Consider the following 12,871-nt stretch of genomic DNA (forward strand, 5'->3'; position numbering starts at 1 on the left):
AGTTTAGTCCTTTAACTCAATAATGAAATTATCATCTCTTTTTTCCACTGTAATCTGCGCCCCGATCTTTTTAGCCCTCATCTTCATATTGTCCAGGCCCTGACCGGTTGAAATTTCGCTTACCGACTCTTTTATGCCGTTGTTGGAAATCTTCAGATGGAAATGCCTGTCATGGAAACTGTAATAAATTTCTACATGCGTAGCGTTGCTGTGTTTAGCTATATTATTTATGGCTTCTTTAAATATCAGGTATATTTCCCCCCTGGTATCGGAGTCAATATGCCTTTTAAGGTCGTTTACAGCCAATACAAAGTTAACATCTATTCCTAAAGGAAAAAGCATTTCCTCTGCATGTTCGCGCATCCTGTCAAGTAAATTGCCAGCAAAATCATTGCGCGAGTCTATGGTCCAAAGTACGTCACTCATTGATGCTACTGCATTCCGGCTCAGCACCGCAATTTTTTCGAGCTTGATATTACGTTGTTCTTCATTGTTTTTGCTGTATCTTAAATTCTCTGAAAACATGGTTATGCGGGTTAGCAAACTGCCCACTTCGTCGTGCAAATTGCTTGCAATCTTCATTCTGAGGTGAAGTACCTTCTTAAAAGACTGATATTTGATGAGATAAGCGCCGTAAAAAAGCAGACCGACAGTTAGTAACGCCAATGCAAAAAACCACCATGTTCTGTAAAAAGGTTGACGGATATTCAGGTTGTAAAGCAGGATATTGGAAGATGCGCCGCCACGTGCATTGGTGGCTTTTACTTCCAGTGTATATTTACCATAAGGCAAGCCGCCGATATTCAAGGTATGTCTTTCCTCCAGCGAAATCCAATTATTCGAAATTTCCCTGATGCGGTAGCTGTAAGCATTTCTTTGCGGATCGGAATAATCGGAACAGCCAAAATGTAATTCCACTAATTGATCCGAAGGGCTTTTCTCGATATTACTGCCCGTTTTAAGGTCCTGCAGGAATAACTGTACAGATTGTGATTTTTCGTCCCATCTTGAAAGGCCCGCAAAATAAATATGGAATGGGACCTGCCGTACAAATTGTTGCGGCCTGAAAGTGGTAATGCCGTTGATGCTTCCGAAATAGAACTGGTTTTCTTTTGTTTTGAGAAAAGAATTATGGTTAAATTCATTGGAGCTTAATCCGTCTTCTTCAAAGAAATTGGTGAACGAATTTTTATCTTTCTGGTACCTGTCCAGTCCGTTAAAAGTTCCGAACCAGAAAATATTATCGCTTTCCTGGATCATGCTGTATACCACTTCTGAACTCAGGCCGTCTTGCCTGCGGATATATTTTATTTCCTTTCCGTTTGCGGAAATCATATTGATACCTCCGCCGTTCGTGCCAATCCATATATTATTTCTGTTATCCTTACTTACAAAAAACACATCATTATTGCTGAGCGCCGGAACGCTGTTGGTAGTATAGTGTTTTATCAGGCCCTTATCAACATCCAGCACAAACAAGCCATATATACTGGCAGCATACATTTTGTTATTGGCCTTGTCATGATACAATTGTTTTACCCTGATCCTGCCTATGTCAAATTTATCTTTCCTGTGAAAAGTAATTGTATTTGTCTGAGTATCATAAATTGCTAATCCGTCTGAATTGGCCAGCCATATCTTACCGTTCTTATCCATTTCCATGTCGGCAACGCTGTTCAGCACTTCAGTTGAATCGGCATAATTGATTTCCAGGTCTTCGAACATTTTTTTCTTAATGTCGAACTTTAAAATATTATGTGCATCCAGGCCAACATAAAAAAAGTCGCCCGCCGGATGTAGCAGCAGAGATATGGGTTGTATATAGCCGCCGCTGACAACCATGTTTTTAATATTTACCGAGCTTTGGGTGCCGTATTTTTTCCAGACTTTGGAACCATGCTGCAAGTACCAAAGCCCTGCATAAGAACAGGCATACATATCTCCGTTGCTGCATTGGTAAATTTCTCTCGTGCTTACCCTCTCCGGAATATTGGATAATTCTTTGCTGAAACTGATGGAGCGCTCCTGAACTTTAATAATACCTTTATTGGTACATATCCAGGCAATATTATTTTCATCTATAGAGAGGGAAGCAAATACTTTTCCTTCAAATATATCGGGATATTTACGTGAAATGTCATCAATTTTATTGGTTGCAAGGTCAAGAATGAGGAAACTATAATTTTCACAAAGACAATAAAGCTTGTTATCATTTAATGATGCTGTGATGAGCTTATACGGAAGCTTATATGACTTAATAGTCGGATTGGAAACCGGATTTCCTGCTATGCTTTTGATATTTGCTATGTAAACCTTAGAATCTTCTCCGCAAAATAGCAGGTTATCTCCCTTTTGTATCAGAGAATGCAGCTTCCCCAATTTCTCAAAAGCTTTTATGGATTCTGACTTACCGGTTCTTAAATCAACTAACTGCAAAGAACCGTTATTGGCAATTAAATGGTCTTTATCGTAAGGTACTAATTCGTTGATGACCGAGCCTGAATCGGGAAGCCTGCAAACTATCTTGAAAGCCTCATTATTAATGACCTTTGCTATATAACCACGGCCAAAAGAGAAATAGACTTCCTGATCGTTCAGGCAAATAGCCTGCGTCTGGGAAATAGAATAAATAGATTTACGATCGCCAAGATAATTGACCTTGCCGGTTTTCAACGTACTGAGATTTATTTTGAAAATTCCAGTAGCGGTACCTACCCAAAGCTCATTGGTCTTAGGATTGTTTTTGAGTTTTGTAATAAACTTATCGGATAAAGGACCCTGAAATTTTGAGAAAGCATACCCGTCAAAGATATTGAGTCCATAAAAAGTTCCTATCCAGATAAGTCCTCTGGTGTTCTTTGAAATACATTTTACGTCATTACTGTTCAATCCGTCTCTTCCGTCATACAGAACAGCTTTGGCTTGTAATACCGAAGGATGTATAAGATGAATTAAAAAAAGGAACGATACAATAATCAGATATTTCAGGCCTGCACCTGGATGTCGGAAACATGGAATCATCTTTGGAGTACAATTGGCGTTTTGGCTAAGATAAACAATTGTGAGATGATAATGAAATGTACTAAATCACAAGTCCTTTATAAACAACGTGATAACAATAAAAAAGACAGAAAGTTTTCACGTTATAGCAAAAATTTTCTGTCTTTTTTATTTTAAATAATACTATATCTGCCCTGCCAGCTCGGTAAAGATAGCCGACAGCTTGGGAGCGGCAATATTTGCTGCAGCCAATACTTCTTCATGGGAAACTTTTTCAGGAATCTCCATGCCGCCCATATCGGTGATAATGCTTGCCGCAAAGACTTTCATGCCACCGTGAATGGCCACAATCACTTCCGGCACCGTGCTCATGCCTACCGCATCGCCGCCAATGGTATGGAGCCACCTGTATTCAGCCGGTGTTTCAAAAGTAGGCCCCTGTAATCCGATATACACACCTTGCTGAACGGGGATGTTTAATTGTGCGGCGATAGAAAGGCCTTTGGTAAAAAGATTCAGGCAATAAGGTTCGCTCATGTCAGGAAAACGTGTACCAAGCCTTTCATCATTTTTACCACGTAAAGGATGCTCGGGAAACTGGTTGATATGATCGGATATAAGCATAATATCACCCACTTTGAATGCAGGATTCATTCCGCCTGCCGCATTTGAAACCATCAGCGTCTGCACGCCCAAAGCTTTCATTACCCTTACCGGAAATGTTACTTCCTGCATATCATATCCTTCATAGTAATGGAAACGGCCGGCCATCATTATCACATCTTTTCCATTCAGTTTTCCAAACAGTAACTTGCCGGCATGGCCTTCTACTGTGCTTTGAGGAAAGTTGGGTATTTCGGAATAAGGGATTGTATTTTCTACAATCAGCGCATTTGCCAGTTCTCCTAAACCGCTACCCAGTATGATTCCGATAGTTGGTGTTGATTGTATACGGGATTGTATAAATGCTGTTGTTTCTTTTATTTTATCAAATAGCATGAGTGTGAAAAAATGTGTGTGTGATTTATATCTTTATTTTACAATAAAATATCGTTATGTGGTTTTGGGTTTTGTATTACAATAGAATCTGTGTCGGAAGGTAATTCCAGTTCGTAGCGTTGCTCAAAAGAATTTATGACTGCTTTACGATGCAGCATTTGTTCTGCCAGCGATTTCATATTACGGCCTGCTATGTTCAATACCGTATTCTTCATTCTTATGGAAGCAAGCATTCTCGTAATTACGAAAAACAAAATTCCCGCGAGCGCTACCAGAGCTATAATGGCCCAATGCAATAAATCAAAATCTGCGAAACTATAATGTTCTCTTAAGCTTGAATCATGGATAAGGCGATTCAGGATATGAAACGGTGTAATCCGATCCATTAAGAATATTAAAGCAATACAACCGAGAAACAGGAGCCAGGCAATTATTTCAAGCAGAATGATTACACCATTGTGAAAAAGTCTTTTGGCGGCAGGTTTGCGCAAAGAAGCCGCCATGGGGTCAATAAGCAACAATTGTTCATTGATGCTTTTTTTCTGATCCAGAAAATCACGGATTAAGTCTTCCTTTAAATTATTTGACACCATAGAAAAAACGTTTTGATACAAAACAATGAGCGAAAATATTTATACTATGATGAATTATCAAAAGAAACGTTAAGAAGTTATACACATATTTGAGCTATTCTTTAAGAAAAAGAGAAGGAGGATAATTCAACAGGAAATTTTTTCTAAAAATGAACGTTCATTCATTTTTTTGCTTAATATTGTTTTATGGATAAAAAACAGGCCATTTTAAAAAGTGTGCTCAAGCTGGTGAACCGTGAAGGGTTTTATCATTTGAACATGAAAAACATTGCAAAAGAGGCAAATGTGGCTGCAGGTACCATTTATCTTTATTTTAAAGGTAAAGAGGATTTGATAAATGCGTTGTATTCCATGATAGTAAATGAATTTAACCAACACGTACTGCAAGGTTATGAAGATGAAAAGCCTGTAAAAGAAAACTTCTATGATATGCTGAACAATGCCATAGAATTTTACCTGACACAACCCGATAATTTCAGCTTCATAGAGCAATACACCTATGCCCCTTTCCTGTTTAAAGAAAATCAAAATGATAATTTCCTGTTGCTTTCGCCCATATATAAAATGATGAGCGTTGGTAAAAAGGAAGGTGTCATCAGGAATATCCCTGATTCCATTTTACTTTCTTTGATTCATGGCCCGATGAACACTATTATAAAATTGCATTTGGCACATAAAACAGATTTGAATAAAAGAGGTGCAAAGCAGAAATTCTTTGACGCAGCCTGGAGTGCGATAGCTGTTGTTTAGAAGAAATAACAAATTCCAATTTCAAAATTCCAATTTCAAACATAATGAACAGAATAATAAAGAAAGTTGCAGTATTAGGCTCCGGAGTGATGGGGAGCCGTATTGCATGTCACTTTGCCAATATAGGCCTGGAAGTGCTTTTGCTTGATATCGTTCCAAAAGATGTAAAAGAGGGTGATGCAAAATCAAGGAACAAAATCGTGAATGATGCGCTCGCTTTTGCATTAAAGTCGAATCCTTCGCCGATATACAGTAAATCTTTCGCGAAAAGAATCAGTACCGGCAATTTCGATGATGATATGCCGAAAATTAAAGATTGCGATTGGGTGATTGAGGTAGTGATTGAAAGACTTGATATTAAAAAGCAGGTTTTCGAAAAGGTGGAACAGTTTCGTAAACCCGGCTCTCTGATTACTTCCAATACCTCCGGTATTCCCATTCATTTAATGGCAGAAGGCAGGAGCGAAGATTTCAAAAAGCATTTCTGCGGCACACACTTTTTTAATCCGCCGCGCTACCTGAAATTATTGGAAATCATTCCTACAGCGGACACATCATCTGAAGTCATTGACTTCCTTATGCATTATGGTGAGAAGTATTTAGGTAAAACAACTGTACTTGCAAAAGATACGCCTGCATTTATAGGCAATCGTATAGGTGTTTTCAGCATGATGAGCTTATTGCAATATGTGGAGAAAACAGGCATGACAGTAGAAGAAGTTGATAAGCTTACGGGGCCTGTTGTTGGTCGTCCGAAGTCAGCAACTTTCAGGACAGCAGATGTTGTTGGTATAGATACATTGGCTTTGGTCGCAAACAGTCTGGTTGAAAATGTTCCTGATGATGAAGCTAAAGAAATGATTAAAGTACCGGCCTTCGTCAATAAGATGATTGAAAACAAATGGCTTGGAAGCAAGACGGAGCAGGGATTTTTCAAGAAAGTAAAAGGTGAAGGCGGTAAAAGCGAAATTCATGCTTTGGATTTAAAGACATTGGAATATAAGCCATCTCAAAAAGTAAAGTTTGCAGCGTTGGAAGCTACCAAACCAATAGATGATTTAAAGACGCGTCTTAAAATGCTGATAGCGGCAAAAGACAAAGCCGGTGATTTTTATCGTGCAACTCTATTCCCTTTGTTCGCTTACTCCAGCAACCGTATTCCTGAAATATCGGATGAACTTTATAAAATTGATGATGCTATCAAAGCCGGTTATGGTTGGGAATTAGGCCCTTTTGATACATGGGACGCATTGGGTGTGGATGCTACTGTCAAGGCAATGGAAGCATCCGGTAATAAACCTGCGCAATGGGTTTACGATATGTTGTCAGCCGGTAATACGTCATTCTATAAAATTGAAAATGGGCATCGTTTGTTCTACGATATTCCGACCAAATCATACAAAGTAATTCCGGGTACGGAAGAATTTATATTGCTGGAAAATATAAGAGAAAGCAAAACGGTCTGGAAGAACAGCGGTACAACACTTACTGATATCGGTGATGGTATTCTGAACCTGGAATTCCATACCAAAATGAATAGTATCGGTGGTGAAGTTATTGAAGGAATTAATAAGGCAATTGATATCGCAGAGAAGGATTATAAAGGGTTGGTCATATCTAATGAAGGCGCCAATTTTAGCGCCGGAGCCAATGTAGGCATGATTTTTATGATGGCGGTAGAACAGGAATATGATGAGTTGGATTTTGCCATCCGTCAGTTTCAGAATACCATGATGCGCGTGCGGTATTCGGCAATACCAGTCATAGTTGCACCACATAACATGGCTTTAGGTGGTGGTTGTGAAATGTGTATGCATGCCGATGCTGTTGTAGCACATGCAGAATCTTATATCGGATTGGTAGAATTCGGCGTTGGCTTAATCCCCGGCGGTGGCGGTTCCAAAGAATTTGCTGTCAGGCTTTCCGATTCATTACACGAAGGCGATGTAGCATTGAACACATTCCGTGACAGATTCCTCACCATAGGACAGGCAAAGGTTTCAACATCAGCGCAGGAGGCATTTGAATTAGGCTATTTAAGACCAGGGAAAGATAAAGTTGTTATTTCATTGAATCGCTTATTAGCAGAGGCTAAAGCTACTTGTCTGGAAATGGCCAACGAAGGATATGTACAACCCGCGCACAGAAAAGATATTAAAGTACTTGGCAAAACTGCATTAGGTTTAGCTTACCTCGGTGCCAACTCTATGTTGACAGGAAACTATATCAGCGAACATGATGTGAAAATCTCTCAGAAATTAGGTTACGTATTAGCAGGCGGCGATTTATCGCAACCAACCGAAGTCAGTGAACAGTACCTGTTGGATTTGGAAAGAGAAGCTTTTTTGAGTTTAACAACAGAGAAGAAAACATTGGAAAGGATACAGTCGATATTGACAGGTGGAAAAGTGTTGAGAAATTAATAATAACCGCAGAGGACATTAAGTATTACGCAAAGAACACAGAGACTTTGCGAACTCTGCGGAAGTCTTTGTGAACTCTGTGGTAAAAAAACATCTAAAAGATATGAACGCATATATAGTAGCAGGATTCCGCTCGGCTGTAGGGAAGGCCACCAGAGGAGGTTTCCGTTTTACACGACCTGACGTTTTAGGGGCAGATATAATAAAGCATTTAATGGCTTCTGTCCCACAAATTGATGCAAAGCAAGTCGATGATTTAATTGTCGGGAATGCGATGCCGGAGGCAGAACAAGGTTTGAATTTTGCGCGTTTTGTTTCGCTTATGAGTTTCAATACGGACAAAGTTTCGGCCATGACGGTAAACCGTTATTGTGCTTCGGGGCTGGAAACCATTGCCATTGCAGCTTCCAAAATCCATAGCGGTATGGCAAACTGTATTATCGCAGGCGGTTCTGAAAGCATGAGCCTGATTCCAATGGGTGGCTGGCGTGTAGTACCCGATGCAGATACAGCATTGGCGCATCCCGATTATTACTGGAACATGGGACTGACTGCAGAGCAGGTTGCAAAAGAATATAAAGTAAGCCGCGAAGATCAGGATGCTTTTGCTTATAACTCCCATCAGAAGGCAATAAAAGCGATTGCTGATGGTAAATTCAACGAACAGATTGTTCCATTAACCATTAAGGAAACTTATATCGGAGCTAACTGCGGAAAGAAAAAAGAAAGAGAATTTACGGTTGCTATGGACGAAGGCCCGCGCGCAGATACTTCATTAGAAGCACTTGCAAAATTAAAACCGGTGTTTGCCGCAGGTGGAAGTGTAACTGCAGGAAATTCGTCGCAGACAAGTGATGGAGCTGCCTTTGTGATGATTGTAAGCGAACAATTCCTGAAAGAAAATAATCTTACTCCTATTGCACGTATGGTCAGTTATGCTTCGGCAGGTGTTCCGCCACGCATTATGGGTATTGGTCCTGTTGAGGCCATACCAAAGGCTTTGAAGCTTGCAGGCATGAAAAAGGATGATATTAATCTGATTGAATTGAATGAAGCATTCGCATCACAATCTATAGCTGTTATCCGGGAGTTGGGATTGAACCCTGATATAGTGAATGTTAATGGTGGCGCAATTGCATTGGGACATCCTTTGGGATGCACCGGCGCTAAACTGACCGTTCAGATATTGGATGAATTGAAAAGAAGAAATCAGAAATACGGTATGGTAAGTATGTGTGTCGGAACAGGGCAAGGCGCTGCTGGAATTTTTGAAATGATGTAAATGAATAACCGCAAAGAGCTTAAGAACCGCAAAGAAATTATTTAAGGTATAAGTTTTTTTAAAAAAAAAGACCACAAAGATTAATTCCTTTAAAAAAACAATGAACTAATGAAATGACCGAGAATGAATTATCAAATAAAGTGATTGGACTGGCATTGGATGTACATACAGCTTTGGGGCCTGGTCTCTTGGAAAGTGCCTATCAAGCTTGTTTGTATTATAAACTGAAAACGGCTGGATTGTATGTTGAGATTGAAAAACCGATGCCAATTTCATTTGAAGGGGTAGAATTGGATTGTGGATACAGGATTGATTTATTAGTTGAAAAAAAGTTAGTATTGGAATTGAAAAGCGTAAAAGAGTTGAATGATTTGCATTTGGCACAAGTCTTGTCTTATTTGAAACTTGGTAGGTTCAAGCTCGGCCTATTAATGAATTTTAATGTTCTAAGATTGAAAGATGGAATCAGAAGAGTAGCTAATGGAATTTAATAATGATGTTAAACCGCGCTAAGCGTTAAAGTAGGAGCTGTAAAAAATGAGTCAAATAATGCTATAGCATTCCTTTGTGGACTTTTTTTCTGTCTAATAAATCATCTTACCTCTGCGTACCTTAAAAGAACTTTGCGGTTAAAAATAAATAACTAAATAACTACAAAATATAAAACAAGATGTCAGATAATAATCTCAATTCTCAAACCTCAAATCTTACTTCTATCAAAGGAGGCGAATTCCTCATTAAAGACACTTCCGCACAAGATATTTTTATTCCTGAAGATTGGAGTGAAGAGCAGGTCATGATTGCTGAAATGTGCCATGATTTTTTAAAGCAAAATGTAGACCCAAACCTCACCCGCATTGATGAACAGGAAGAAGGTTTGATGCCATCATTGCTTGACAAAGCCGGTGAATTGGGATTGTTGGGTATGAGCGTACCCGAGGAATACAATGGCATAGGAAAAGATTTTGTAACATCTATGCTTACAACTGAAATCCTTGGTGCCGGACATTCCTTTGCTGTAGCTCTTTCTGCACATACCGGTATCGGTACTTTGCCTATTCTTTATTACGGCAACGAAGAACAAAAGAAAAAGTATGTCAGCAAATTAGCCACCGGAGAATGGAAAGGATGTTATTGTCTTACAGAACCAAGTGCAGGTTCTGATGCTAATTCCGGTAAAACAAAAGCGGTGCTTTCGGCCGATGGCAAACACTATATTCTGAATGGTCAGAAGATGTGGATTACCAATGCAGGTTTTGCAGATATTTTCACCGTATTTGCAAAAATTGATGACGATAAAAATTTAAGTGCCTTTATTGTTGAGAAAGGATTTGAAGGGCTTTCTCTGAATGCGGAAGAACATAAGATGGGTATTAAAGGAAGCTCTACCCGTCAGGTGTTTTTCAATGATTGTAAAGTGCCTGTGGAAAATCTTTTATCCACAAGAGAGAACGGATTTAAGATTGCGGTTAATATCCTGAATCTGGGCCGTATTAAATTGGGTGGTGCCGCCATTGGTGCAAGTAAAGCCGTTATTTCCACTGCGGTAAATTATGCGAATGAACGCGAACAATTTGGTCGTCCTATCTCGAAATATGGTGCTATAAAATATAAACTGGCAGAGCAAGCTATTCGTACGTATGCTTCCGAAGCAGCCACTTATCGTGCTTCCCAGAATATTGAAGATGCTACCAACGCCTATATTTCCGGCGGCATGGATGCTGCACAGGCAAAATTGAAAGGCACCGAACAATTTGCAATTGAAGCGGCCATTATTAAAGTTCATGCATCCGAAGTACTGGATTATGTTACAGACGAGGGGGTGCAGATATATGGAGGGATGGGCTACAGCGCGGAAGCGCCAATGGACAGAGCTTACAGAGATGCGCGTATCAACCGTATTTTTGAAGGTACAAATGAAATCAACCGTATGCTTTCCGTTGATATGATGCTGAAACGTGCGATGAAAGGTGAATTGGATTTGATGGGGCCTGCTCAGAAAGTAGCTGGTGAGCTGATGAGCATTCCTGACTTCGGAGCTGCGGAAGAAGGAATGTTTGTAAAGGAACATAAATACATTTCAGGGTTCAAAAAAGCAATCCTGATGACTGCCGGTGCAGCCGTTCAGAAACTGATGCAATCCTTAAGCAAGGAGCAGGAGGTTATCATGTATCTTGCGGATATGCTGATAGAACTTTATGTAAGTGAATCTGTGCTATTACGTGTTGAGAAATTGGTTGGAAAAATCGGTGAAGCTGCTGCTGCAGAGAAGGTTGCAATGGCTAAAGTTTATATTTTTGATGCTGCACAACGCATCCATACGGCAGGACGTAATGCATTGAATACATTTGCCGATGGCGATGAGCGCCGTATGATGCTGATGGGCTTGAAACGCTTTACCAAAACAGATGAATTCAATACTACTGAAGCGCGCAGAATCATTGCAGCAAAGCTTATCGGGGCTAATAAATATTGCTATTAAATAAATTACAGAAGGAATACTTTTGGTCATTCCTTCTTTTTTATTTTAAAAATTGCTACCTTGATTATTATCAAAGCAAATTAATATCACTCATTAATAAACAATCAGACAAATGAAAAAAATCTGCACATTAACTGCAGCCGCAATTGTTGCCTCATCAATGGCATTTGGCGGTAGCTTTCAACTCAATTTGCAAGGTATCCGACAAACAGCGATGGGCGGTACGGGAGTTGCCTGGCCATGGGATGCATCAACCATCTTTTTTAATCCGGGTGGTCTGGCAAGGCTTCAGGGAATACAAGCTTATGGAAGTGTAAATTTTGTACAGCCTAATGTAAAATATATTCAAACGCCTACCGGTGGCTATTCTTCTTCAACACAATCTCATACCTCTACTCCTTTTGCAATTTACGTGGGTGGGCCTTTAATGAAAGACAGCAGGCTGGCTGTAGGTGTAGGTGTTTATACCCCATTCGGTAGCAGATTGGATTGGGGAAATAATTGGGCAGGCCGCTTTATTGTTGAAGATATTTCTTTGCACAGTATATTTATTCAGCCGACAGCAAGTTATGCCATCAATGATTATGTTTCAATTGGTGCAGGGTTTGTGTATGCCATTGGTACCGTAGATATCAATAAAGCGATTCCTTTGCAGGATTTGAATGGTAATAACGGACAAGCAAGACTCAACGGAAATGCAAGTGGCTATGGTTACAACCTTGGTGTGCAGGTCAAAGCGACCAAAGATTTGCAGTTTGGCGTTTCTTACCGCTCTAAAGTAAATATGGAAGTAAACAACGGCGATGCAACTTTTAATGTTCCTTCTTCTGTTGCAGGTAATTTTCCTAATACAAATTTTGCTACAAAATTGCCTTTGCCTTCTATTCTTACTGTTGGGGCAGGATACAGGTTTTGTGAAAATTTCATGGTGCAGGCTGATGTTGTTTTTGCAGGTTGGAAAACATATGATTCTTTAAGTTTTGATTTTGCTGAAAACAAAGCCGTTCAGGATACACATGATCCCCGTTCTTATAAAAATACAGTTGCTTACAGGTTAGGTGTACATTATGATGTCAGCAAGAGTTTCGCTGTAATGGCCGGTGGTGCTTACGATCCTACTCCGACAAAAGATAATTTATTGTCACCGGATGCTGTAGATGCAGACAGAATTACATTGTCTTGCGGCGCTACTTATCAGCCATTACCGAAGTTAACGATTATGGCTGCGCTAAACTATACTACAACACCAAAACATGAAGTGAGTTATGATCCTGCAAGCTTTTCTGGTGCTTATCAAATCAAAAGCTTATTGCCTGCTATCGGACTTTCTTATTCATTTTAA

At 39.7% G+C, this 12,871-nt stretch carries 9 protein-coding genes; 6 read left to right on the top strand and 3 right to left on the bottom strand.

Going from position 1 to position 12,871, the window contains the following annotated elements; genetic code table 11:
- Positions 1-3: 3 nt before the first annotated feature.
- From F0919_RS08500 to F0919_RS08510, 3 genes are all read right to left on the bottom strand, one after another.
- Positions 4-3,021 carry a ligand-binding sensor domain-containing protein gene (locus tag F0919_RS08500; protein WP_150032324.1) on the bottom strand — a complete coding sequence of 1,006 codons (3,018 nt, stop codon included), beginning with the start codon at positions 3,019-3,021 and terminating at the stop codon, positions 4-6.
- A gap of 162 nt (positions 3,022-3,183) precedes the next feature.
- The gene (locus tag F0919_RS08505; RefSeq protein WP_150032325.1) at positions 3,184-3,999 is read right to left on the bottom strand and encodes a purine-nucleoside phosphorylase; all 816 of its coding nucleotides are present in this window, start codon (positions 3,997-3,999) and stop codon (positions 3,184-3,186) included.
- A 38-nt stretch (positions 4,000-4,037) separates the two neighbouring features.
- Positions 4,038-4,592 carry a hypothetical protein gene (locus tag F0919_RS08510; RefSeq protein ID WP_150032326.1) on the bottom strand — a complete coding sequence of 185 codons (555 nt, stop codon included), beginning with the start codon at positions 4,590-4,592 and terminating at the stop codon, positions 4,038-4,040.
- A gap of 186 nt (positions 4,593-4,778) precedes the next feature.
- Between F0919_RS08510 and F0919_RS08515 the strand changes: the two genes are divergently transcribed.
- From F0919_RS08515 to F0919_RS08540, 6 genes are all read left to right on the top strand, one after another.
- Positions 4,779-5,342 (top strand): TetR/AcrR family transcriptional regulator, encoded by a 564-nt coding sequence (locus F0919_RS08515; RefSeq protein ID WP_150032327.1) that lies wholly within the window; start codon positions 4,779-4,781, stop codon positions 5,340-5,342.
- Positions 5,343-5,386: 44 nt separating this feature from the next.
- Positions 5,387-7,765: a 3-hydroxyacyl-CoA dehydrogenase/enoyl-CoA hydratase family protein gene (locus tag F0919_RS08520; RefSeq protein ID WP_190277320.1), complete on the top strand. Its 2,379-nt coding sequence runs from the start codon at positions 5,387-5,389 to the stop codon at positions 7,763-7,765.
- A 103-nt stretch (positions 7,766-7,868) separates the two neighbouring features.
- Positions 7,869-9,047, top strand: a complete 1,179-nt coding sequence (locus tag F0919_RS08525; protein ID WP_150032329.1) for an acetyl-CoA C-acyltransferase — start codon at positions 7,869-7,871, stop codon at positions 9,045-9,047.
- 113 nt (positions 9,048-9,160) lie between these two features.
- Positions 9,161-9,538, top strand: coding sequence for a GxxExxY protein (locus tag F0919_RS08530; RefSeq protein WP_150032330.1), 378 nt, complete (start codon positions 9,161-9,163; stop codon positions 9,536-9,538).
- Positions 9,539-9,717: 179 nt separating this feature from the next.
- Complete coding sequence (locus F0919_RS08535) at positions 9,718-11,529, top strand: acyl-CoA dehydrogenase family protein (protein ID WP_150032331.1); 1,812 nt, start codon at positions 9,718-9,720, stop codon at positions 11,527-11,529.
- Between the two features lie 112 nt (positions 11,530-11,641).
- Entirely contained in the window at positions 11,642-12,871 is a 1,230-nt protein-coding gene (locus F0919_RS08540; protein WP_150032332.1) for an OmpP1/FadL family transporter, read from the top strand.

Origin of the sequence: Taibaiella lutea (assembly GCF_008629695.1) — a bacterium.
GTDB classification, from domain to species: Bacteria; Bacteroidota; Bacteroidia; order Chitinophagales; family Chitinophagaceae; genus Taibaiella; species Taibaiella lutea.